The organism is Actinocrinis sp. (genome assembly GCF_035650855.1).
Lineage (GTDB): Bacteria > Actinomycetota > Actinomycetes > Streptomycetales > Catenulisporaceae > Actinocrinis.
This window is the reverse complement of sequence record NZ_DASRGV010000246.1, coordinates 1-22891: the sequence shown is the minus strand read 5'-3', so window position 1 is coordinate 22891 and position 22891 is coordinate 1. Positions and strand designations below refer to the sequence as shown.

Sequence of the window (22891 nt, the reverse complement as noted above, 5' to 3'; positions counted from 1 at the left end):
TCGGGCGTGCTCGGTCTGCAAGGTTGGCCTGCGGTCGCCGAGGAGGCGATCATCGCGCGGGACGTGCTGCTCGCCGCGCACACCGGATCGCGGCTGCACATCTGCCACCTGTCGACCGCCGGATCCGTCGAGATCGTCCGGTGGGCCAAGTCGCGCGGCTATCCGGTGACCGCCGAGGTGACGCCGCATCACCTGCTGCTGACCGAAGACCTGATCCAGGGCTACGACCCGATCTACAAGGTCAACCCGCCGCTGCGCTCGGCTGCCGACGTCGAGGCGGTGCGCGCCGGGCTCGCGGACGGCACGATCGACGCCGTCGCGACCGACCACGCGCCGCATCCGGTCGAGGCCAAGGACTGCGAGTGGGCCGTCGCCGCCATGGGGATGCTCGGCCTGGAAACGGCTTTGTCAGTGGTCCAGCGCACCATGGTGGAAACGGGTTTGCTGGACTGGGCAGGCGTGGCGGACCGGATGTCCGTTCGGCCGGCCCGGATCGGCGGGCTGGCCGAGCACGGCCGGTCGTTCGAGGCGGGCGCTCCCGCGAACGTGGTGCTGGTCGACCCCGCGGCTTCGCGGGTGATCGAGCCGGGCGCACTGCAATCGCTCTCGCGCAACACGCCTTACGCGGGGATGAAGCTGCCGGGTGCGGTCGTGGCGACGCTGCTACACGGATCGGCGACGGTACTGGACGGACGGGTGGTGGAACGGTGAGCGCGGCGATGACGACTGCTGCGGTGGTGCGTGCGGTCGCCGCTACCGCTACGGCGGCGGGGCAGCACAGCGCACCGGTAACGCACTGGGGCGGACGCATCCTGCTCACCCTGCTCGTCCTCGCGGTGCTCAGCGGCGTGTACTGGCTGATGTGGCGCGGCTGGAAGAACCGCGCCGCGCGGCAGGCGGACCTGCCGGTTCCTCCTTCGACCGCGCCGGAGGGCAGCGAGCTCGGTGACGCGGTCGAGGGCGTATACGCATCGACCACCACACACGGCGATTGGCTGGACCGGATCGCGGTACACGGCCTTGGCGTGCGCAGCAACGCCTGGGTACGCGTCGGCAAGTCCGGCGTGCTTTTCGAGCGTGAGGCGGCCCCCGACGTGTTCGTGCCGGCGGAAGACGTGGAGTCGGTGCAGACGGCGCCCGGCATCGCTGGCAAGGTGACCGGCGGCGAGGGCCTGATCGTGCTGACCTGGCGGCTGGGCGGGCGGGTGCTGGACACCGGCTTCCAGCCGCGCGCCAAGGGAGACCGGGCGCGATTGATCGACGGGGTGGACGCCCTGCTGACGGAAAGGACGAAGGGATGACCGCCACGGACGCCGTCCTGGTGCTCGAAGACGGCCGCACCTTCCGCGGCGAGGCCTACGGCGCGATCGGCGCGACCTTCGGCGAGGCCGTGTTCGCGACCGGGATGACCGGCTACCAGGAGACGCTGACCGACCCCTCGTACCGGGGACAGGTCGTGGTGATGACGGCCCCGCACATCGGCAACACCGGCGTGAACGACGAAGATCCGGAATCGTCGCGCATCTGGGTGAGCGGCTACGTCGTGCGCGATCCGGCACGGCGCGTGTCGAACTGGCGCGCCGTGCGCTCGCTCGACGACGAGCTGGCTGCGCAGGGCGTCGTCGGCATCAGCGGCATCGACACCCGCGCCCTCACCCGGCATCTGCGCGAGCGCGGCGCGATGCGGGTCGGGATCTTCTCCGGCGAGGCCGCCGAGCAGGACGCCGGGGCGCTGCTGGCCCAGGTCCTGGAGAGCCCCGAGATGAAGGGCGCGAACCTGGTCGGGGACGTGACCACGGCCGAGACGTACGTCGTACCGGCGATCGGGGAGCGGCGCTTCCGGGTCGCGGCGGTCGACCTCGGCATCAAGTCGATGACCCCGCACCGGATGGCCGAACGCGGCATCGAGACGCACGTCGTGCCCGCCGGGATCTCGCTGCCGGAGCTGCTGGAGCTCGAACCGGACGGGGTGTTCTTCTCCAACGGCCCCGGCGACCCGGCTGCGGCGGACGCGGCAGTGGAGTTGGCCCGGGGCTTGCTGGAGCGACGGGTGCCGGTCTTCGGGATCTGCTTCGGCAACCAGATGCTCGGCCGTGCGCTCGGTTTCGGCACCTACAAGCTCAAGTACGGGCATCGCGGCATCAACCAGCCGGTGCAGGACCGCCTCACCGGCAAGGTCGAGGTCACCGCGCACAATCACGGCTTCGCGGTGGACGCACCGCTGGATCGCGTATCTGACACACCGTTCGGACGCGTAGAGGTCAGCCACGTGTGCCTGAACGACGGGGTCGTGGAAGGGCTGCGCTGCCTGGACGTGCCCGCGTTCTCGGTGCAGTACCACCCCGAGGCGGCGGCAGGACCGCATGACGCCGCGTACCTGTTCGACAGATTCGTCGAGCTCATGCGAGACGAACATGGGCGCAGCGTAGAGCTGATGCAGGCGGAGAAGGGCGGCGCACCGGCCGTGAACGAGTCAACGGAGGGTGGGGCCTGATGCCGAAGCGGAACGACCTCAGCTCGGTCCTGGTGATCGGCTCAGGACCGATCGTCATCGGCCAGGCCTGCGAGTTCGACTACTCGGGCACCCAGGCCTGCCGGGTGCTCAAGGCCGAGGGCCTGCGGGTGATCCTGGTCAACTCGAACCCGGCCACGATCATGACCGACCCCGAGTTCGCCGACGCCACCTACGTCGAGCCGATCACGCCCGAGTACGTCGAGAAGATCATCGCCAAGGAGCGGCCCGACGCGCTGCTGCCCACCCTCGGCGGCCAGACCGCGCTGAACACGGCGGTCGCGCTGGCCGAGTCCGGGGTGCTGGAGAAGTACGGGGTCGAGCTGATCGGCGCGAAGATCGAGGCGATTCAGGCCGGCGAGGACCGCGACCGGTTCAAGCGGATCGTCGACTCGATCGGCGCCGAGTCCGCCCGCTCGGTGATCTGCCACTCTATGGAGGACTGCCTGGCCGGGGTCGAGACCCTCGGCGGGTACCCGGTCGTCGTGCGGCCCTCCTTCACCATGGGCGGCGCCGGCTCCGGCTTCGCGCACGACGAGGAGGAGCTGCGCCGCATCGCCGGCACCGGCCTCCAGCTCTCGCCGACCACCGAGGTGCTGCTCGAGGAGTCGATCCTCGGCTGGAAGGAGTTCGAGCTCGAACTCATGCGGGACCGCAACGACAACGTCGTGGTGGTCTGCTCGATCGAGAACTTCGACCCGATGGGCGTGCACACCGGCGACTCGATCACCGTGGCGCCCGCGATGACGCTCACCGACCGCGAGTACCAGCGGCTGCGCGACATCGGCATCGCGGTCATCCGCGCGGTCGGCGTCGACACCGGCGGCTGCAACATCCAGTTCGCGGTCAACCCGGAAGACGGCCGGATCATCGTCATCGAGATGAACCCGCGCGTCTCCCGCTCCTCGGCGCTGGCCTCGAAGGCCACCGGCTTCCCGATCGCGAAGATCGCCGCGAAGCTGGCCGTCGGCTACACGCTCGACGAGATCCCGAACGACATCACAAAACAGACCCCTGCGTCCTTCGAGCCCACGCTCGACTACATCGTGGTCAAGGTGCCGCGCTTCGCCTTCGAGAAGTTCCCGAACGCCGACGCCCGGCTGACCACCACCATGAAGTCGGTCGGCGAGGCGATGGCGATCGGCCGCAACTTCCCCGAGGCGATGCAGAAGGCGCTGCGCTCGCTGGAGAAGAAGGACGCCCAGTTCGACTTCGGCGGCGAGCCCGGCGACAAGGCCGCGCTGCTCGAGCAGGCCTCGATTCCGACCGACGGCCGGGTCAACGCCGTGATGGCCGCGCTGCGGGCCGGGGCCAGCGTGGAAGAGGCGTACGAGGCCACCGGCATCGACCCCTGGTTCCTCGACCAGCTCGCGCTGATCGAGGAGCTGGCCCGCGAGCTGGCCGCCGCGCCGGAACTGACCCCGGGCCTGCTGCGCCGGGTCAAGCGCTACGGCTTCTCCGACGCGCAGATCGCGCAGATCCGCTCGCTGGAGGAGCCGGTGGTGCGCGCGGTGCGGCACGCGCTCGGCGTGCGGCCGGTGTACAAGACCGTGGACACCTGCGCGGCCGAGTTCGCCGCCAGCACCCCGTACCACTACTCCTCCTACGACGAGGAGAGCGAGGTCGCGCCGCGCGCCAAGCCCGCGGTGATCATCCTCGGCTCCGGGCCGAACCGGATCGGGCAAGGGGTCGAGTTCGACTATTCCTGCGTGCACGCCTCCTTCGCGCTGCGCGAGGCCGGCTACGAGACCGTGATGGTCAACTGCAACCCGGAGACCGTCTCCACCGACTACGACACCTCCGACCGGCTCTACTTCGAGCCGCTGACCCTGGAGGACGTGCTCGAGGTCGTACACGCCGAGAGCCAGGCCGGTCCCCTGGCCGGAGTGCTCGTGCAGCTCGGCGGGCAGACCCCGCTGGGCCTGGCGCAGCGGCTCAAGAACGCCGGCGTGCCGATCGTGGGCACCAGCCCCGAGGCGATCCACCTGGCCGAGGAGCGCGGCGCGTTCGGACGGGTCCTCGAACAGGCTGGGCTGCCGGCGCCCAAGCACGGCACCGCGTTCTCCTTCCCCGAGGCCAGTGCGATCGCCGACGAGATCGGCTACCCGGTGCTGGTGCGGCCCTCGTACGTGCTCGGCGGCCGCGGCATGGAGATCGTGTACGACTCGGCCTCGCTCGCCGAGTACCTGGAGCGGCACGCCGGCCTGGTCTCCGAGCACCCGGTGCTGGTCGACCGGTTCCTCGACGATGCGATCGAGATCGACGTGGACGCGCTCTACGACGGCACCGAGCTGTACCTCGGCGGGGTCATGGAGCACATCGAGGAGGCCGGGATCCACTCCGGCGACTCGGCCTGCGCGCTGCCCCCGATCACCCTCGGCTCGCACGACATCAAGCGGCTGCGCGCCTCGACCGAGGCCATCGCCAAGGGCGTCGGCGTCCGGGGTCTGATCAATATCCAGTTCGCGCTGGCCGGGGACATCCTCTACGTACTGGAGGCCAACCCGCGCGCCTCGCGCACCGTACCGTTCGTGTCCAAGGCGACCGCGGTCCCGCTGGCCAAGGCCGCGGCCCGGGTCAGCCTCGGCGCCACCATCGCCGACCTGCGCGCCGAGGGGCTGCTCCCGGCCGAGGGCGACGGCGGCGCGCTGCCGCTCGACGCGCCGATCGCGGTCAAGGAGGCCGTGATGCCGTGGTCGCGGTTCCGGATGCCGGACGGCCGCGGCGTGGACGTGCTGCTCGGCCCGGAGATGAAGTCCACCGGCGAGGTCATGGGCATCGACGCCGACTTCGGCACCGCCTTCGCCAAGTCGCAGACCGGCGCCTACGGCTCGCTGCCGACCGGCGGGCGGGTGTTCGTCTCGGTCGCGAACCGCGACAAGCGCTCGATGGTGTTCCCGATCAAGGCGCTGTCCGACCTCGGCTTCGAGATCCTCGCCACCGAGGGCACCGCGGAGGTGCTGCGCCGCAACGGCGTGACCGCGACCGTCGTCCGCAAGCACTCTCAGGGAACCGGCCCGAACGGCGAGCCGACGATCGTGCAGCGGATCATGGACGGCGACGTCGACCTGATCATCAACACGCCGCACGGCGTCGGGCCGCGGTTGGACGGCTACGAGATCCGTACCGCCGCGGTCTCGATGGGCAAGCCCTGCATCACGACGATCCAGGCCCTCGGCGCGGCGGTGCTCGGCATCGAAGCGTTGCGCCGCGGGGACGTGGGCGTCGGGTCGCTGCAGGAGTACGCGGCGCGGATCAACGCGTCGCGCGCCGAGGCCGGCGGGATCCAGACCCCTGCTGCGGCCGCGACGCCGGACGCGGCCTCTGTGCCCAGCGCGGTGAGTTGATGCTCTACCGGCTCCTGTTCGCAGCCGTCTTCCGGCGGATGGACCCGGAACGCGCCCACCGCCTCGGTTTCGGCGCGATCCGGGCCGCCGCGGCGGTGCCGGGCGTGGCGCGGGTCTTGCGGTCCTCCTGCGGCCCGCGCGATCCGGCCTTGTCCGTGCGCGCGCTCGGCCTGGACTTCCCGGGTCCGTTCGGGCTGGCGGCCGGCTTCGACAAGAACGCGGTCGGCATCGACGGGCTCGCGGCGCTCGGCTTCGCCTTCGTCGAGGTCGGCACGGTCACCGCGCGGCCCCAGCCGGGCAACCCGGCGCCGCGCCTGTTCCGGTTGCCCCGGGACCGGGCGCTGGTGAACCGGATGGGCTTCAACAACGACGGGGCCGAGGCGGTCGCGGCCCGGCTGACGCGGTGGCGGGAGCGGCAGCGGCGCCAGGGTCGGACCCGGGGCGCCGGATCGCCGATCGTCGGCATCAACCTCGGCAAGAGCAAGGTGGTGCCGGAGGACGAGGCCATCGCCGACTACGAGACCTCGGCCCGGCTGCTCGCACCGCTGGCCGACTACCTCGTCGTCAACGTCTCCTCGCCCAACACCCCCGGGCTGCGCAACCTGCAAGCCGTCAGTGTCCTGCGACCGCTGCTGCTGGCCGTGCGCGCGGCGGCGGACGAGGCGGCCGGCCGGCGCGTGCCGTTGCTGGTCAAAATCGCCCCCGACCTCGCCGACCAGGACATCGACGCGGTCGCCGACCTGGCCGTCGAGATCGGCCTCGACGGCATCGTGGCGACCAACACGACGATCCGCCGCGACGGCCTGTCCACGCCCTCGCCCGAAGTCGAGGCGCTCGGCGCGGGCGGCCTTTCCGGCCCAGTGCTGAGGGAACGCGCGCTGGAGGTGCTGCGGCGACTGCGCGCGCGAGTCGGCGACGAGATGACCATCGTCGGCGTCGGCGGAATCACGACGGCTGACGCCGCCGCCGAGCGGCTGGCGGCCGGCGCCACCCTTCTCCAGGGCTACACCGGATTCGTCTACGAGGGACCGTTCTGGGCGGCGCGCATCCATCGCGGCCTGAGCCGCAGCGGATGGATCCAGCCGGGCCCGCGCCGACACGACGCGTCCTCGCCCGAAACCGGGCGAAATCAGTCGAGCGGCCCGGGCCGCCGAGAGGAGAACGCGAGCCGATGACCGCCCCGTTCGGAGCCCGGCTGCGCGCCGCGCTCGATGCCCGCGGGCCCCTGTGCGCCGGCGTCGACCCGCACAGCTCCCTGCTGACCTCCTGGGGCCTGACCGACGACGTGGCCGGCCTGGAACGCTTCGCTGCCACGGTCGTCGAGGCCTTCGCCGACCGCGTCGCGGTGCTCAAGCCGCAGTCTGCCTTCTTCGAGCGCTTCGGCTCGCGCGGCATCGCCGTCCTGGAGCGCACGATCGCCGACGCGCGGTCGGCGGGTGCGCTGGTCGTCCTGGACGCCAAGCGCGGCGACATCGGCTCGACCGTGGAGGCGTACGCCCAGGCGTACCTCGACTCGGCCGCGCCGCTGTTCGCCGACGCACTGACCGCCTCGCCCTATCTCGGCTACGGCTCGCTCGAACCGCTGTACGCGACCGCGGAGAAGCACGGTGCCGGTGTATTCGTGCTCGCCTTCACCTCGAACCCGGAAGGCGGCTCGGTCCAGCGTGCGCTGACCGCTGACGGCAAGACCGTCGGCGCGGCGATCCTGGAAGGCGCGGCCGCACGTAACGCAGGGCTCGAACCGATGGGCTCGATCGGTGCGGTGGTGGGCGCGACCCTCGCCGAGGTGCCGTTCGACCTCTCCGCGCTGAACGGGCCGATCCTCGCCCCGGGCCTCGGCGCGCAGGGTGCGACGCCCGAGGATCTGCGTGGGCTGTTCGGCGACGCCCTGCACAACGTCGTCCCGGCGATGTCGCGCGAACTGTTACGCCACGGGCCCCACGTCGCAGGCCTTCGCGAGGCCGCGGCGCGGTCCATCGACGCTTGCCGTACAGCGCTGGCGTACTAAGGGACACGGTTTCCGAGGCACAGGCAGAGCTTTGGCGCGCAAGTCGTAGGATCTATGCCTTCTGACTCGCGACACGGACCGTCACCGCCTCATAGACTGAGCGCATGCAGCACTACTCGGAGCGACTGCTGCTTCACGTGAAGCGAGCCGAGCAAGCCACCCAGGCGGCGAAGGAGGCCGCCGTGCGGGAAGTGGGCATCACCGCCGCGCAGCAGGCGGCGCTGGCGGTGCTGAGCGACAACCCCGGCATCAACACCGCGGAGCTGGCCCGCCGCTGCGGCGTCACCCAGCAGACGATGAACAGCCTGCTCTCCCGGATGGAGCTGCGCGGCTTCGTGCGCCGCGCCCCGCATCCGCTGCACGGCAGCCTGGTCGAGATCAAGCTGACCGCGCAGGGCCGGGCGGTGTTCGAGGAGTCGGACGCGCTGGTGGACAAGTTGGAGCAGCGCCTGACCGACGGCCTTTCCGAGGCGGAGGTCGCCCTGGTGCGCGACCTGCTCGGCCGGATCGCCGAGAACGCCGCCAGGGTGATGGCCCAGGCCGGCTGAGACGCCGCGGCGCGGCGGCGCGGCGTCGCGGCGTCGCGGACGGCGCCGGGCCTCGCTGTGAGCGTGCCCAGCGTGATCGCGGGCCGCCCGAGCCGTGTTCGAAATGATCGGGCGGGGCAATATGGGCTTTGGCAGTGTCGGCTCAGGCGCTGCCGAACTGCCCAGAGCGCGAGGATGTCGACAGTGCCGAGGACTGCGCATTGAACGGTCGCAAGGTGGATGACGCGAAGGACGCTTCCGCCGGCGGGGGTGCCGACCTCGCCGAGGACGCGCAGCTGAACGACACCGAGACCGCCGCCGACACCGCGTCCGGCGCGTCCCGAAACGACTCGGCGTCCCTGACCGACGCTGCGCACCTGAACGACACCGCCGACGGCCCGCGCGGGCCCATAGGTCCAGATGTGGAGGCCGCCGCCGAGAACGCCGCGACGATCTCCACCTCGGCGGTACGCGGCGTGATGCCGCTGTGGCGCAACCGCGACTACGCCGGCTGGTGGATCAGCTCCCTGGTCTCCTCGCTGGGCAGCGCGATGTCCCAGCTGGCCTATCCGCTGCTGATGCTCTACGCCACCGGCTCGGTCGCCCGCGCGGGCGTGGTCGGCGCCTGCCTCAACATCGGCGGCCTGTCCACCACCCTGCTCGGCGGGGCGCTCGCCGACCGCTACTCGCGGCGCAGGCTCGCCGTCACCGCCGACCTCATCCAGGCTGTCGCCGTCGGCTCGGTGGTGGCGGCCGTGGCCGAGGGCTACGTCAACGTCGTGCACATCGGCGCCGTCGCCCTCATCCAGGGCATGTGCAACGGCATCGGCGGCGCGGCGATGAACCCGGTGCTCAAGCGGATCGTGCCGCCGGAGCAGTTCCAGGCCCTGTCCGCCTCCAAGCAGGGCCGCGAGATGATCTCCCGGCTGGCCGGGCCCCCGCTCGGCGGCGCGCTGTTCTCCATCGGCAAGTGGATACCGTTCCTCGGCGACGCGATCTCCTTCCTGGTCAGCGCGGTGGGCGTGGGGATGATCCGCAAACCGCTCGGTCCCGACCCGGGGGAGGCCGGCGCCGCCAACACCGCCTGGCAGGGCATGCGCGAGGGCTTCGCGTACATCCGCACCAGCGTCTACCTGCGCTTCATCATCATCTGGTCGGCCCTGACCAGCGCCCTGCTCGGCGGCATCGTGCTGCTGGTCATCGCGCTGCTCAAAGCGCGCGGCGGCAGCCCCACGACGGTCGGCGCGGTCACCGCACTGGCCGCGATCGGCGGCCTCGGCGGCGCGCTGGTCGCGCCGCTGCTGCTCAAGCGGGTGCCCTCGCGCACCGTCGTGCTCGCCGCCTCGTGGATCATCGGCCCCGCGGTGCTCGGCATCGCGGCTGCGCCCCGGCCCTGGGAGATCGGCACGATCGCCGCCTTCCTGGTGTTCCTCATCGTGCCGCTGACCGTGCTGCTGGAGAGCTACCAGCTGCGGATCGTGCCCGACGCGCTGATGGGCCGGGTCTCCTCGGCGCTCAGCTTCGGCACCTCGGGGCTGCTGTGGACCGCGCCGGTGACCGCGGGCGTGCTCGCGGACAACTTCGGCGTGCCCACCGCGATGCTCGTACTGTCCGGGGCCTTCGTCCTGCTCGCCCTCTGGTCCACCTTCGCCCCCGCGGTCCACCTGCTGGACCGGCCCGACGAGGCCGTCCAGCCCGCGCAAAAGGCCGCGCCGAGGCGGTAGGGGTCGGGAATAGGGTGCGGTCATGACCGAGCCGACCTTCACCACCCGCCCCGAGCTGTCGGGCACCTTCGGCATGATCGCCTCGACCCACTACCTCGCGACCGCCGCCGGCATGTCCGTGCTCGAACGCGGCGGCAACGCCTTCGACGCCGCGGCGGCCGCGGCCTTCACCCTGCACGTCGTCGAACCGCACCTCAACGGGCCGGGCGGCGAGGTCCCGATGATCCTGGCCACCGCCGCCACCAGCACCGCGGCCGACCCCACGCCCCGAGTGCTCGCGGGGCAGGGGCCCGCACCGGCTGCCGCGACCATCGAGCACTTCGAATCCCTCGGCATCGACCTGATCCCGGGCACCGGCCTGCTGCCCGCCACCGTGCCCGGCGCCGTCGGGGCGTGGCTGACCCTGCTGCGCGATCACGGCACCATGCGCCTGCGCGACGTGCTCGACTACGCCCTCGGTTACGCCGCGAACGGGCACCCGCTCGCTCCGGGCGTCGTCGGCACCATCGGCGCGGTCGCGGACCACCTGCGCGAGCACTGGCCCTCCTCGGCCGCCCAATGGCTGCCTGAGGGGCGCGTGCCGCGGCCGGGTGAGCTGCTGCGGCTTCCGGCGCTGGCGGCCACCTACGGGCGCGTGCTGGCCGAGGCGGAAGCGGCCGGACCCGGCCGGGAGGCCCAGATCGACGCCGCCCTGCGCGCCTGGTACTCCGGCTTCGTCGCCGAGGCCGTCGAGCGGTTCTGCCGGGTCCCGGTGCCGGACGAGACCGGACGCGCCCATGCGGGCCTGCTGACGGCCGCCGACTTCGACGCCTGGCGGCCGGGCTACGAGCCGACCGTGAGCCTGCCGTGGCGCGGCCTCACGATCCACAAGGCTGGCCCCTGGACCCAGGGCCCCGCGCTCCTGCTGCAGCTCGGCATGCTCGACGCGCTCGGCGAGCTACCGCCGCCCGGCTCGGCTGAACGGGTGCACCGCGTCGTCGAGGTGGCCAAGCTGGCCTTCGCCGACCGCGAGGCCTGGTTCGCGGACCGGCCGGACGTCCCGATCGAGCAGCTGCTGGACCCGGGATATCTGCGCGATCGGGCAGCGCTCGTCGGCGATCAAGCCTGCGCCGTGCTGCGCCCCGGTGCGCCCGGCGGCCGCCCGCCGCGCCTGGCTGCGTTCCTGAACTCCCCGCGATCAGTGGCCCGAACAGGCGAATCAGTCGATGCAATGAGCGCGGTCGAGCGCGCAGGGAGCCGACAGGGAGTCGGCGAGAGCGAAGTCGCCGCGAACGGCTCGACCCGGGGCGACACCTGCCACATCGACGTGGTCGACCGGTGGGGAAATATGATCTCCGCCACTCCGTCCGGCGGCTGGCTGCAATCCTCGCCCACCATCCCTGAGCTGGGCTTTTGCCTGGGAACTCGGGCACAGATGTGCTGGCTCGAGCCCGGCCTGCCCAACTCGCTCGCCCCCGGCAAGCGGCCGCGGATCACCCTCAGCCCCTCGCTCGCCTGCCGCGATGGCCGGCCCGTGCTTGCTTTCGGCACGCCGGGCGGGGATCAGCAGGACCAATGGCAGTTGTTGCTGCTTTTGGGCTGGGCCGTCGACGGTCTCGGACTGCAGGCCGCGATCGACGCGCCGGCCTGGCACAGCAACGCAGTGCCCTCATCATTCGCACCGCGCCAACGCGATCCTCTGGGCTTGGCGATCGAGTCAAGATTTTCAGCTGTTACCTTGTCTGAGCTGCGTAAACTCGGTCACGATCCGATTTCGTCAGGGCCTTGGTCGCTGGGTAGACTCTCGGCCGTATATCGTGATCCTGACACTGGTGTCCTGCGCGCTGCGGCCAATCCACGGGGCATGCAGGGCTACGCCGCGGGTCGCTGAGAGCGCTCCAAGCCGGAACGCGCGGGCCGAAAAATCCGGCGGTCCCGTGCACGCGCCGCCGCGAACTCCGGTACGCTCCGGTTTTATCGCAGACCAGCGGGGGTGTCACCTTGCCACTGAAGCTGTAAGCGACTAGGTTCCGGCAACGGACAACCGAGCCGCCCGGCCGTGCGAACGGCAGGACGACTCAACCCATCGATCCGCATCGACGTCATGAGGTGAATTGGCGTGGCTCTTCCGCCCCTCACACCCGAACAGCGCGCGGCAGCTCTCGAGAAGGCGGCCGCGGCCCGGCGTGAGCGTGCCGAGGTCAAGAACCGGCTCAAGCACTCGGGGGCTTCACTCTCCGAGGTCGTCCGCGAGGGCCAGAAGAACGACGTAATCGGCAAGATGAAGGTCTCGGCCCTGCTCGAGTCCCTGCCGGGCGTCGGGAAGGTTCGGGCCAAGCAGATCATGGAGCGGCTGTCGATCTCCGAGACCCGCCGGGTCCGGGGCCTCGGCGCCAACCAGATCGCCGCGCTCGAGCGCGAGTTCGGCGGCGCCAAGTAGTCGGACTCCGAACGCTGCGCGCGAGCGCAGCGGTCGGGCCGTCTACCCGGCGCGACCGCGCCGAGAGGACCCAAGACGGGCTTTCGGGCATTGCTCCGGTCCTTCTCGGCGCGGGTGTACCCGCCCCGCGCGGCGCCGTGGGGTAACCTCGGTGCGCGTGAGCTCCACGCAAACCGGTGAAGGTGAACCCTCGACGCCGCCGGCCCCCCAGGGCCTTGACACGCGTCTCGACCCGGGCCCGCATCCCGGCCGGCCCGCCACCCGGCGGGCACCGGACCGGCCCGACGGCCGCGCCGAGGCCCCCCGCAGGCTGACGGTCCTGTCCGGTCCGTCCGGAGTGGGCAAGAGCACGGTGGTCGCCCACCTGCGCACCGCCCATCCGGAGATCTGGCACTCGGTCTCGGTCACCACCCGGCACGCGCGCCCCGGCGAGATCCACGGCGTGCACTACTTCTTCACCGACCAGCAGGGCTTCGACAAGCTGGTGGCGAACAACGAGCTGCTCGAATGGGCGCAGTTCGCCGGCAACCGCTACGGCACCCCGCGCCAGCCCGTGCTGGACCGGCTCGCCGCGGGCGTGCCCACCCTCCTGGAGATCGACCTGCAGGGCGCCCGCCAGGTGCGCGCCGCGATGCCGGAAGCGCTCCAGGTCTTCCTCGCCCCGCCGAGCTGGGAGGAGCTGGTACACCGGCTCACCCGCCGCGGTACCGAGCCGCCCGAGGTGGTCGAGCGCAGGCTGGCCGCGGCCCGGGTCGAGCTGGCCGCGGAGTCCGAGTTCGACGTGACCCTCGTCAACACATCCGTGCAGGACGTGGCGCGGGAACTGGTAAACTTGATGGGCCTGTCCTAGGCGGATGCGCCGCGGCAGGAACCTCTTTTCCCGATCGGAAGGTCTCCTTCGTGTCCGTCACCGAGCCCGAGGGCATCATCAACCCGCCGATCGACGAGCTGCTCGAGGCGACCGACTCCAAGTACAGCCTGGTGATCTACGCGGCCAAGCGGGCTCGTCAGATCAACGCCTACTACTCGCAGCTCGGCGAAGGGCTGCTGGAGTACGTCGGCCCGCTGGTCGACACCCACGTGCACGAGAAGCCGCTGTCGATCGCCCTGCGCGAGATCAACGCCGGGCTGCTGACGGCGGAGCCGGTCGAGCAGGCCTGAGCCCCCGGTGCCCAAGCCGCGCGTCGTCCTCGGCGTAGGCGGCGGGATCGCCGCGTACAAGGTCTGCGAGGTACTGCGGCGGTTCACCGAGTCCGGCCACGACGTGCAGGTCGTGCCGACCGCCGCCGCGCTGCGCTTCGTCGGCGCGCCCACCTGGGAGGCGCTGTCCGGGCATCCGGTCTCGACCGAGGTCTGGGACCGGGTCTCCGAGGTGCCGCACGTGCGCCTCGGCCAGTCCGCCGACCTGGTGCTCGTCGCCCCGGCCACCGCCGACCTGCTCGCGAAGGCGGCCCACGGCCTCGCCGACGACCTGCTCACCAACACGCTGCTGACCGCGCGCTGCCCCGTGGTGTTCGCCCCGGCGATGCACACCGAGATGTGGGAGCACCCGGCCACTCGTGAGAACGTCGCCACGCTGCGTCGGCGCGGCGCTATCGTGCTCGACCCAGCCGTCGGCCGGCTCACCGGCGCCGACTCGGGCCCCGGCCGGCTGCCGGAACCCGCCGAGATCTTCGAGGCCGCGGTCGCCGTGCTGCGCCGCGGCGGGTCGCTGCCGGAGGACCTGCTCGGACTGCGCGTCGTGATCTCGGCGGGCGGCACCCGCGAACCCCTGGACCCGGTGCGGTTCCTCGGCAACCGCTCCTCTGGCCTGCAGGGATACGCCCTGGCTGCCGCGGCGGTGGCCCGCGGCGCCGAGGTCACGGTGGTCGCCGCGAACGTCACGCTGCCCGATCCGGCCGGAGCCAAGGTAATCCGCGTGGGCACCGCGCTGGAGCTGCGCGACGCCATGCGCGCCGCCGCCGTCGACGCGCAGGTGATCGTCGCCAACGCCGCAGTCGCCGACTTCCGGCCCAAGAACTACGCCGAGTCGAAGATCAAGAAGTCGGACGAGCACTCGGCCCCGGTCGTCGAGCTGGTCCAGAACCCCCACGTGCTGCGGGAGCTCGGCCGCGACCGGCTCGCGCCGGGCCAGACCGTGGTGGGCTTCGCCGCCGAGACCGGCGACGAGCGCGACTCCTTCCTCGACCTGGGCCGCCGCAAGGTGGCCGCGTACGGCGTGGACCTGCTCGTGGTCAACGAGGTCGGCGCGGACAAGGTCTTCGGCCAGCAGGTCACCCAGGGCGTCATCGTCGGCGCGGACGGCGTGGAGACCGAGGTCCCGCTCGGTTCGAAGCGGGCCCTCGCCGACGCGGTCTGGGACCGGGTCGCGCAACTGCGCGGCAGCGGCGTCGCAGAGGCCTGAGGCGCGTTCCGATCCCGGATGCGGCCGCCTGCCATGGGAACTTGGCACAGCTGTTCTGCGCGTTTCGCGTGCGGTAACTCCGTCGCCACGAGCGTAAACGCCGAAGTCGCCCGCTAAGGGTGCGGCCCCGGTACGCTACTCCCGGGGGGTACCCAAGCGTCTGGTGTGCACGGATAGACTGGCGCGTGCACGCGCGCGGGTCCATTGGCCCCCGCCATTAAGTCAGCAGCCGCTGCGAGAAGGAGCCGACCTGTGGTCCGTCCGGACACCGCCCGCCGCCTGTTCACCTCCGAATCCGTGACGGAGGGGCATCCCGACAAGATCGCCGACCAGATCTCCGACTCCATCCTCGACGCGCTGCTCAAGGAGGACCCGGCCTCGCGCGTGGCGGTGGAGACCATGATCACCACCGGCCAGGTGCACATCGCCGGCGAGGTCACCACCTCCGGGTACGCCGACATCCCCACGATCGTGCGCGAGACGATCCTCGGCATCGGCTACGACTCCTCGAAGAAGGGCTTCGACGGGGCGTCCTGCGGCGTGTCCGTGTCGATCGGCTCCCAGTCCCCGGACATCGCGCAGGGTGTCGACGCGGCCTACGAGTCGCGGGTCGGCGGCGGCCTGGACGAGCTGGACCTGCAGGGCGCGGGCGACCAGGGCCTGATGTTCGGCTACGCCTGCTCGGACACCCCCGAGCTGATGCCGCTGCCGATCGCGCTGGCGCACCGGCTGGCCCAGCAGCTCGCCGCGGTGCGCAAGGACGGCACCGTCGCGTACCTGCGCCCGGACGGCAAGACCCAGGTCACCATCGAGTACGACGGCGACCGCCCGGTGCGCCTGGACACAGTCGTGGTCTCCTCGCAGCACGCCTCGGACATCGACCTGGCCACGCTGCTGACCCCGGACGTCAAGGAGTACGTGGTCGACCACGTGCTCGCCGAGTTCCAGCGCGGCGGCCTCGACATCGACACCGAGGGCTACCGGCTGCTGGTCAACCCGACCGGCCGTTTCGAGATCGGCGGCCCGATGGGCGACGCCGGCCTGACCGGCCGCAAGATCATCGTCGACTCGTACGGCGGCATGGCGCGGCACGGCGGCGGCGCGTTCTCCGGCAAGGACCCGTCGAAGGTGGACCGCTCCGCGGCGTACGCGATGCGCTGGGTGGCCAAGAACATCGTCGCGGCCGGCCTGGCCACGCGGGCCGAGGTGCAGGTCGCCTACGCGATCGGCAAGGCCGCCCCGGTGGGCCTGTTCGTGGAGACCTTCGGCACCGAGACCGTGTCCGTGGAGCGGATCCAGCAGGCCGTCGGCGAGGTCTTCGACCTGCGTCCGGCCGCGATCATCCGCGACCTGGACCTCAAGCGCCCGATCTACGCCCAGACCGCCGCCTACGGCCACTTCGGCCGGGAGCTGCCGGACTTCACCTGGGAGCAGGCCAACCGGGTCGAGGCGCTCAAGTCGATGATCGGCTGACCTGATCCTCGGGTAAGTTTCACTCGCGGCACATACCTGACGGGACATCAGATTTGATGTCCCGTCAGGTGCGTTCGGTGGCCTTCCGTTGTCGGCCCGGTCCGGTACAAAGGACGGATGAACCACGCGGGCGAGCAGATGGCGCTCGTCCGCGCCGAGGCCGCACGCGGCAAGGCGCGGGCGGCTGACGCGAACCCGACGGCCTCGATTCCGGCGCAGCGCCAGCCGGTCGCCAAGGTCATCGTGGACGTCGAACCCGCGCATTTGGACCGGCTCTGGGACTACACGGTCCCGGCGAAACTGGCCGAGGCGGCCCAGCCGGGGGTGCGGGTCCGGGTGCGTTTCGCCGGCCAGCTCGTGGACGGCTACCTCTGGGAGCGCGCCGAGCAAACCGACTTCGCCGGCCGGCTCGCCCCGCTGCACAGCGTCGTCTCGCCGGAGCCGGTGCTGACGCAGGAGATCGGCAAGCTGGCCCGCGCTGTGGCCGACGCGTACGCCGGAACCGTCGCCGACGTCCTGCGCCTGGCGATCCCGCCACGGCACGCCCGAACCGAGAAGGCCGCGCCGCGCCCGCCGATGAGCGGCCCGCTCGCCGCATACGACCCGCAGCCGTGGAAGTACTACACGAACGGTCCCGAGCTTCTCGCCGCGCTGGCCGCCGGGCAGAGTCCGCGCGCGGTGTGGGCGGCGCTGCCGGGCATCGCCCCGGTCGCCACTGGGGAATCCGATCGCGCCGCGGTCGGCCCTGACTGGTCGCGAGCCCTGGCCACGGCCGTACACGCCACGTTGAACAGCGGCCGCAGCGCCCTGATCGTGGTCCCCGACGGACGCGACGTCAGCCGCATGGACGCCGCGCTCGCCGAACTGCTCGGCCAGGGCCGGCATGTCGCGCTGACCGCCGACCTCGGCGCGGGGGAGCGCTACAGCCGCTGGCTCACGGCCAAGCGCGGCGACGTGCGCTGTGTCGTGGGCACGCGCGCCGCCATGTTCGCCCCGCTGCCCGATCTCGGACTGGTCGCGCTGTGGGACGACGGAGATTCGTCACTAGCCGATCGCGCCGCTCCCTATCCGCACGTGCGCGAGGTGCTGACGATCCGCGCGCACCAATCCGGGGCGGCAGCGCTGATCGGCGGTTACACGGTCACCGCGGAAGGCGCGCAGCTCGTCGCGCGCCGCTGGGCCAGGCCCGTCGCCGCGCCCCGCGCGGTGATGCGCGAACACGCCCCGATGATCCGTACGGTCGACCCCGACCGGGACACCGCTCGCGACGCGGGCGCCGCGATCGCGCGCATCCCCGCCCTCGCGTGGCGCGTCGCCCGAGACGGCCTCCAGCGCGGACCCGTGCTCGTGCAGGTCCCGCGCACCGGCTACCTGCCGGCTCTCGCCTGCGTGCGCTGCCGCGAGGCCGCGCACTGCGCGCACTGCCACGGCGCCCTCGCGCTCGCCGGAGCGGCCGACTCGGCGCGCTGCCGCTGGTGCGGCAAGATCGCCGAACGCTGGCGCTGCGACCGCTGCGGAGCCGGCCGGTTCCGCGCCCGCGCCACCGGCGCGGCCCGCAGCGCCGAGGAGCTAGGGCGGGCCTTCCCGGGCGTGACCGTGCGGCTGAGCCGAGGCGGAGCGATCCTGACCGAGATCGGTCCTGAGCCCGCCCTGATCGTCGCCACGCCGGGCGCCGAGCCGGTCGCCGCCGGCGGTTTCGCCGCCGCGGTGCTGCTCGACGGCGACCTGCTGCTCGGAGTGCCGACCCTGCGCGCGGCCGAGCAGGCGCTGCGGCGCTGGCTCGCGGCCGCCGCGCTGGTGCGTCCCGCGGCGGAAGGCGGCGTGGTCGCGATCGCCGCCGAGCCCACTGCCGCTCCCGTGCAGGCCCTGGTGCGCTGGGACCCGGCCGCCTTCGCCCGCCGGGAACTGGCCGACCGCGCGGAGCTCGGCTATCCGCCGGCCGCCCGGATAGCGGAACTGACCGCGCCGTACTCGGCCCTGGACGAGTTCATGACCACGCTCACGCTGCCCGACGACGCGGAAATCCTCGGCCCGACCCCGGTGCCCAACGGCGGCGAGCCGGGCGAACAGCAGCATCGAGTGCTGATCCGCTGCGCCCGCGCCGGCGGCCGGAGACTGGCCGAAGCGCTCAAGGCGACGCAGGGCGTGCGCACGGCCCGCAAGGCCCCCGCGCACGTGCGCATCCGGATCGACCCCGCCGACCTGGCCTGACGCGCGCCGCGAGCGCGGGCGCAGCGGCACGGCGCGTGCCCCGGCTTCGTTACACTCGACCCAGCGGGACGGGCGCGGCCAAGACGACACGAACGGACGGCGAACCAGTGGCGATCCAGCAGATCCGGCTGTTCGGCGACCCGGTGTTGCGCACCAAGGCCGATCCCGTGGTCGACTTCGACAAGGAGCTGCGCCGGCTCGTCAAGGACCTGACGGACACCATGCTCGACGCCCCGGGCGCCGGCCTGGCCGCCCCGCAGATCGGCGTCTCGCTGCGGGTGTTCACGTACAACGTGGACGGCGAGGTCGGGCATCTGATCAACCCGCAGCTGGACCTGTCCGACGAGATCCAGGACGGCGACGAGGGCTGCCTGTCCATCCCCAATCTGGCGTTCCCGTGCACGCGGGCGCTGCGCGCGGTGGCCCGCGGATACAACGAGTACGGCGATCCGGTGGTGATCGAGGGCAGCGAGAAGCTGGCCCGGTGCTTCCAGCACGAGACCGACCACCTCGACGGCATCCTGTTCGTCGACCGGCTCGACCGGGAGACCCGCAAGGCCGCGCTGCGCGCGATCCGCCAGGCGGACTGGGCCAACGGCGGCCGCGCCGACTCCGGCGCGAACGCCGAGGCGGCCAAGATCCCGCAGATCAAGGCCTCGCCGCACCCGACCTTCGGCCAGGCGCGTTAGCGGCGGCGGAATCTGCACGGGCGGGATCCGCGCAAGCGGTACGGGGCGAGCGAGGCGGCACGAGCGGGGTCGGGTCGGGATCGGGATGGCGGAGGAAGTCGAACCATGAGGGTGCTGTTCGCGGGGACGCCGGAGCCGGCCGTCCCGTCGCTCAAGGCGCTGTTGGACTCCCGGCACGAGGTCGTCGCGGTGCTCACCCGGCCCGACGCGCCGACCGGCCGCGGCCGTCGGCTGGAGCCCTCCCCGGTGCGCCGGGTCGCCGACGAGGCGGGAATCGAGGTGCTCACGCCACCGCGCCCGCGCGATCCCGCGTTCCTCGCCCGGCTCGCTGAGCTGGCCCCCGATGCCTGCCCGGTCGTCGCGTACGGCGGCCTCATCCCGCCCGCGGCGCTCGAGGTCCCGCGGCACGGATGGATCAACCTGCACTTCTCGCTGCTGCCGGCGTGGCGCGGAGCCGCCCCGGTGCAGCGCGCGATCCTGGCCGGCGACGAGGTCACCGGCGCGTGCACCTTCCGTCTCGAGGAGGGCCTGGACACCGGCCCGGTCTTCGGCACAGTCACCGAGGAGATCGGCCGCACCGACACCAGCGGCGACCTGCTGGAACGGCTCGCCGTCGACGGCGCGCGGCTGCTCGTCGCCACCCTGGACGGGATCGAGGAGGGCCGCCTGAACGCGGTCCCGCAGCCGGCCGAAGGCGTATCGCAGGCGCCGAAGCTGACGACCGACGACGCGCGGATCGACTGGAAGACCCCCGCGCTGCACATCGACCGGCAAGTGCGCGCGTGCACTCCGGCCCCGGGGGCTTGGACCACGCTGGGCGGCGAGCGGGTCAAGATCTTCCCGGTCACGCCGATCCCGGGCATCACCGACGTCGAGCCCGGTACGATCGTCAGCGACAAGCGCGGCCTCCAGGTCGGCACCGGCTCGGGGCACACCGTGCGACTGGGCGATGTGCAGGCGCAGGGCAAGCGGCGCATGGCGGCCGCCGACTGGGCACGCGGCCTGCGGCTGCACGAAGGCGCGCGGTTCGAGTAGCTGTCTCGCTCCGCCGGTCAAGCAGTTCCGCTCGCCTGGCCATGCGTGGCCAAGCGCGGCCGAAACGACCTCTCGCGCACGGGATAATGGTCTGATGCGCACCGACCCAGCCCGACTCGCCGCCTACGACACCCTTCGCGCGGTGGCCGAGCGCGAGGCCTATGCCAACCTCGTGCTGCCCAGGCTGCTCGCCGAGCGGCGGCTCGACGCGCGCGACGCGGCTCTCGCGACCGAGCTGGCCTACGGCGCGCTGCGCGGGCGCGGCACGTATGACGCGATCCTGTCCGCGTGCGTCGACCGGCCGCTCGCGCAGCTCGATCCCGAAGTGCTCGACGTGCTGCGGCTCGGCGCGCACCAGCTGCTGGCGACCCGGATTCCGCCGCACGCGGCGGTGGACAGCTCCGTCGAACTAGCCCGCGAGGTGGCGCACGAGGGCGCGGCGCGCATGGTCAACGCGGTGCTGCGCAAGGTGGCGCGGCTGGACCTGCGCGCATGGGTGGATCGCGTTGCCCCCGATCCGGGACGCGACCCCGAGGGATACCTCGCGGTCTACCGCTCGCACCCGGTGTGGGTCGTCTCAGCGCTCTGGGATTCGCTGGCCGCGCACCGGGGCAAGGACGCCGCCTACGACGAGATCGACCGGCTGCTCGAAGCCGACAACGAGCGGCCCGGCGTCACGCTCGCCGCGCGCCCGGGACTCGCCGAGCAGGCCGACCTGGTGAAGCAGGGTGCTGAGCCGGGTCGCTACGCGTCGACAGCGGCGTATCTGCCGGAGGGCGACCCGGCGCGCCTTGAGGCGGTGGCGCGGGGACGGGCCGGCGTGCAGGACGAGGGCAGCCAGCTTGTCGCGCTGGCGCTGATGGCCGCTCCGCTCGGCGATCGCGCAGCCGACGCGGATCGTGTCGCGGACGTCTACGGTGACGGCGACGATTTGACCGAGGCCGACTCGTCCGGCGCCGACTCGTCCGGTGCTGATTCTTCTGACGGCGACCGGCTCTGGCTCGACCTGTGCGCCGGCCCCGGAGGAAAGGCCGCGCTCCTCGCGGCCACCGGCGCGCAGCGCGGCGCAAGGCTCGTCGCCGCCGAGATCGCCCCGCACCGCGCCCGTCTGGTCAAGCGGGCCCTGCAGCCGATCCGCGGCGTGCACAAGGTCGTCACCGCGGACGGAACTCAACCGCCGTGGCGTCCCGCGACCTTCGACCGCGTGCTACTCGACGCGCCCTGCACCGGCCTCGGCGCACTTCGCCGCCGACCCGAAAGCCGCTGGCGTCGCGAGCCCGCCGACGTCTCCCGGCTGGCCGAACTGCAGAAGAGGCTGCTGGCCTCGGCGCTCGATTCGGCCAGGCCGGGCGGGCTCGTCGCGTACGTCACCTGCTCCCCGCACCTGGCCGAGACCCGCCTCGTCGTCTCGGACGTGCTCGCGCGGCGCGATGACGTCGAACAGCTCGACGCCCGGCCGTACCTGCCGGGTGTCCCGGAGCTGGGCGACGGCCCGGACGTGCAGCTGTGGCCTCACCTGCACGACACCGACGCTATGTACCTCGCTCTGCTGCGGCGCGTCTGACCATGCCCTCTCGGGCTAGCGGTCACTCGCTTCCGAGCGTGAAGTGCGCCGTGCCGCCGTCTGCGGCCAGCGCGGCGGCGATTCGCGCGAGGTTGCCCTGCCAGGTCGCGTGGTCGAGCGCCGGCAGCACGTCGTCCCAGATCGGCATGAACGCCCCGCGCATCTGAAGCATCCCTTCCGGCCTGGCCAGGAACCACCAGTGCAGATGTGACGCGCCGTCACCCCAGCGCATGACGTGCACCCGGCCGACTCCGCCGAGGCCGAGGATCGCCCGTTCGATGCGCTGGATGAGCGGCCCGAGCTGCGCTGATTCCCGCGCGGGCAGGTCGCCAAGGTCGCAGTGGGCGCGCGGTTCGAGGATGACGACCGCCGGAGACGCGCTCGGCTCGGACAGCGCGTGCACCCGCCATAACTCGTCGGTCCACAGCTGCGCCTCATCACTCGTGGCGCAGGCGGTGCATTCCGCCCCGCCCGGCTCGCCTTTTCGCGGTGGCTCGGGCAGCACCGGTTCGTCCAGAACCCTGATGCGCTGCAGGCCGTCGAACTCGTAGGGGAAGGTGCTCCACGCACCGAAGTCGTAACGCGGCTCGACGCGGCGACCGAACGGCAGGTGGTGCAGGTTTTGGTGCACGGACCGGGCGTGCTCGCCCGGCTGCTCGGACTCTGTCGTCATGCGGCCATCAAAGCACCCGGGGATTGCCTCGACACCCGCATTACCGGCAGGCTAGAGCAATGGACGGCGTCGACGGCGCGGCAGACAGCGAGACAGGGCGCGAAGACGACCGCGCCGGGGCCGGCTCGCCCGGCGATTCCGGCTCAGGCGGCAAGCTGCTGGCGGTCAGCGACTTGCACGTTTCCTACGCGGAGAACCGCTCTGTCGTCCAGGCGCTGCGACCGCATTCGGAAGAGGACTGGCTGCTCGTCGCCGGGGATATATCCGAACGGCTCGCCGATATCGCGATCGTGCTGCGGCTGCTG

20 protein-coding genes are annotated in these 22891 nt (G+C 72.1%); 19 read left to right on the top strand and 1 reads right to left on the bottom strand.

Annotated features, from left to right (window positions below; all coding sequences use genetic code 11):
• The 18 genes from VFB40_RS17915 to VFB40_RS17830 all read left to right on the top strand — a co-directional run.
• The coding region (locus tag VFB40_RS17915; RefSeq protein WP_324852097.1) for a dihydroorotase at positions 1-711 on the top strand (711 nt) is incomplete at its 5' end.
• Positions 712-719: 8 nt separating this feature from the next.
• A complete protein-coding gene (locus VFB40_RS17910) occupies positions 720-1301 on the top strand; it encodes a PH-like domain-containing protein (RefSeq protein WP_324852095.1) in 582 nt (193 codons plus the stop codon).
• The gene (carA, locus tag VFB40_RS17905; RefSeq protein ID WP_324852093.1) at positions 1298-2494 is read left to right on the top strand and encodes a glutamine-hydrolyzing carbamoyl-phosphate synthase small subunit; all 1197 of its coding nucleotides are present in this window, start codon (positions 1298-1300) and stop codon (positions 2492-2494) included. Before VFB40_RS17910 ends, carA begins: the two co-directional genes overlap by 4 nt.
• Positions 2494-5859: a carbamoyl-phosphate synthase large subunit gene (carB, locus tag VFB40_RS17900; RefSeq protein ID WP_324852091.1), complete on the top strand. Its 3366-nt coding sequence runs from the start codon at positions 2494-2496 to the stop codon at positions 5857-5859. The genes carA and carB overlap by 1 nt, the downstream gene beginning before the upstream one ends.
• Positions 5859-7034: a quinone-dependent dihydroorotate dehydrogenase gene (locus VFB40_RS17895; RefSeq protein ID WP_324852089.1), complete on the top strand. Its 1176-nt coding sequence runs from the start codon at positions 5859-5861 to the stop codon at positions 7032-7034. The genes carB and VFB40_RS17895 overlap by 1 nt, the downstream gene beginning before the upstream one ends.
• Positions 7031-7867, top strand: coding sequence for an orotidine-5'-phosphate decarboxylase (gene pyrF / locus VFB40_RS17890; RefSeq protein WP_324852087.1), 837 nt, complete (start codon positions 7031-7033; stop codon positions 7865-7867). The genes VFB40_RS17895 and pyrF overlap by 4 nt, the downstream gene beginning before the upstream one ends.
• A 104-nt stretch (positions 7868-7971) precedes the next feature.
• Complete coding sequence (locus VFB40_RS17885) at positions 7972-8415, top strand: MarR family winged helix-turn-helix transcriptional regulator (RefSeq protein ID WP_324852085.1); 444 nt, start codon at positions 7972-7974, stop codon at positions 8413-8415.
• 200 nt (positions 8416-8615) lie between these two features.
• Positions 8616-10118 carry an MFS transporter gene (locus VFB40_RS17880; protein ID WP_324852083.1) on the top strand — a complete coding sequence of 501 codons (1503 nt, stop codon included), beginning with the start codon at positions 8616-8618 and terminating at the stop codon, positions 10116-10118.
• A 22-nt stretch (positions 10119-10140) separates the two neighbouring features.
• Entirely contained in the window at positions 10141-11988 is a 1848-nt protein-coding gene (locus VFB40_RS17875; protein ID WP_324852081.1) for a gamma-glutamyltransferase family protein, read from the top strand.
• A gap of 228 nt (positions 11989-12216) precedes the next feature.
• A complete protein-coding gene (mihF, locus tag VFB40_RS17870) occupies positions 12217-12537 on the top strand; it encodes an integration host factor, actinobacterial type (protein ID WP_211469867.1) in 321 nt (106 codons plus the stop codon).
• Positions 12538-12847: 310 nt separating this feature from the next.
• Positions 12848-13387, top strand: coding sequence for a guanylate kinase (gmk, locus tag VFB40_RS17865; RefSeq protein ID WP_349260100.1), 540 nt, complete (start codon positions 12848-12850; stop codon positions 13385-13387).
• Between the two features lie 50 nt (positions 13388-13437).
• Entirely contained in the window at positions 13438-13698 is a 261-nt protein-coding gene (rpoZ, locus tag VFB40_RS17860; RefSeq protein WP_211469866.1) for a DNA-directed RNA polymerase subunit omega, read from the top strand.
• 7 nt (positions 13699-13705) lie between these two features.
• Complete coding sequence (gene coaBC / locus VFB40_RS17855) at positions 13706-14941, top strand: bifunctional phosphopantothenoylcysteine decarboxylase/phosphopantothenate--cysteine ligase CoaBC (protein ID WP_324852077.1); 1236 nt, start codon at positions 13706-13708, stop codon at positions 14939-14941.
• A gap of 252 nt (positions 14942-15193) precedes the next feature.
• A complete protein-coding gene (gene metK / locus VFB40_RS17850) occupies positions 15194-16414 on the top strand; it encodes a methionine adenosyltransferase (protein ID WP_349261529.1) in 1221 nt (406 codons plus the stop codon).
• Between the two features lie 117 nt (positions 16415-16531).
• Positions 16532-18625 (top strand): primosomal protein N', encoded by a 2094-nt coding sequence (locus VFB40_RS17845; RefSeq protein WP_324852075.1) that lies wholly within the window; start codon positions 16532-16534, stop codon positions 18623-18625.
• Positions 18626-18732: 107 nt separating this feature from the next.
• Positions 18733-19314 (top strand): peptide deformylase, encoded by a 582-nt coding sequence (gene def / locus VFB40_RS17840; RefSeq protein WP_324852073.1) that lies wholly within the window; start codon positions 18733-18735, stop codon positions 19312-19314.
• A gap of 105 nt (positions 19315-19419) precedes the next feature.
• Entirely contained in the window at positions 19420-20349 is a 930-nt protein-coding gene (fmt, locus tag VFB40_RS17835) for a methionyl-tRNA formyltransferase (protein WP_324852070.1), read from the top strand.
• Positions 20350-20443: 94 nt separating this feature from the next.
• The gene (locus VFB40_RS17830; protein ID WP_324852068.1) at positions 20444-21913 is read left to right on the top strand and encodes an RsmB/NOP family class I SAM-dependent RNA methyltransferase; all 1470 of its coding nucleotides are present in this window, start codon (positions 20444-20446) and stop codon (positions 21911-21913) included.
• A 22-nt stretch (positions 21914-21935) separates the two neighbouring features.
• Here the strand turns inward: VFB40_RS17830 and VFB40_RS17825 are convergent, their stop codons facing one another.
• Positions 21936-22586, bottom strand: coding sequence for an HIT family protein (locus tag VFB40_RS17825; protein WP_324852066.1), 651 nt, complete (start codon positions 22584-22586; stop codon positions 21936-21938).
• A 59-nt stretch (positions 22587-22645) separates the two neighbouring features.
• Between VFB40_RS17825 and VFB40_RS17820 the strand changes: the two genes are divergently transcribed.
• Positions 22646-22891, top strand: a 246-nt coding sequence (locus VFB40_RS17820; protein WP_324852064.1) for a metallophosphoesterase, incomplete at its 3' end; no start/stop codon positions are given.

Bases quoted from the DNA above. Each gene is read 5' to 3' on its own strand.
- VFB40_RS17830 (WP_324852068.1), top strand. From the start codon at position 20,444: ATGCGCACCGACCCAGCCCGACTCGCCGCCTACGACACCCTTCGCGCG.
- VFB40_RS17875 (WP_324852081.1), top strand. From the start codon at position 10,141: ATGACCGAGCCGACCTTCACCACCCGCCCCGAGCTGTCGGGCACCTTC.
- pyrF (WP_324852087.1), top strand. From the start codon at position 7,031: ATGACCGCCCCGTTCGGAGCCCGGCTGCGCGCCGCGCTCGATGCCCGC.
- VFB40_RS17825 (WP_324852066.1), bottom strand. From the start codon at position 22,586: ATGACGACAGAGTCCGAGCAGCCGGGCGAGCACGCCCGGTCCGTGCAC.
- carB (WP_324852091.1), top strand. From the start codon at position 2,494: ATGCCGAAGCGGAACGACCTCAGCTCGGTCCTGGTGATCGGCTCAGGA.
- carA (WP_324852093.1), top strand. From the start codon at position 1,298: ATGACCGCCACGGACGCCGTCCTGGTGCTCGAAGACGGCCGCACCTTC.
- VFB40_RS17885 (WP_324852085.1), top strand. From the start codon at position 7,972: ATGCAGCACTACTCGGAGCGACTGCTGCTTCACGTGAAGCGAGCCGAG.
- VFB40_RS17845 (WP_324852075.1), top strand. From the start codon at position 16,532: ATGAACCACGCGGGCGAGCAGATGGCGCTCGTCCGCGCCGAGGCCGCA.
- VFB40_RS17910 (WP_324852095.1), top strand. From the start codon at position 720: ATGACGACTGCTGCGGTGGTGCGTGCGGTCGCCGCTACCGCTACGGCG.
- VFB40_RS17895 (WP_324852089.1), top strand. From the start codon at position 5,859: ATGCTCTACCGGCTCCTGTTCGCAGCCGTCTTCCGGCGGATGGACCCG.
- fmt (WP_324852070.1), top strand. From the start codon at position 19,420: ATGAGGGTGCTGTTCGCGGGGACGCCGGAGCCGGCCGTCCCGTCGCTC.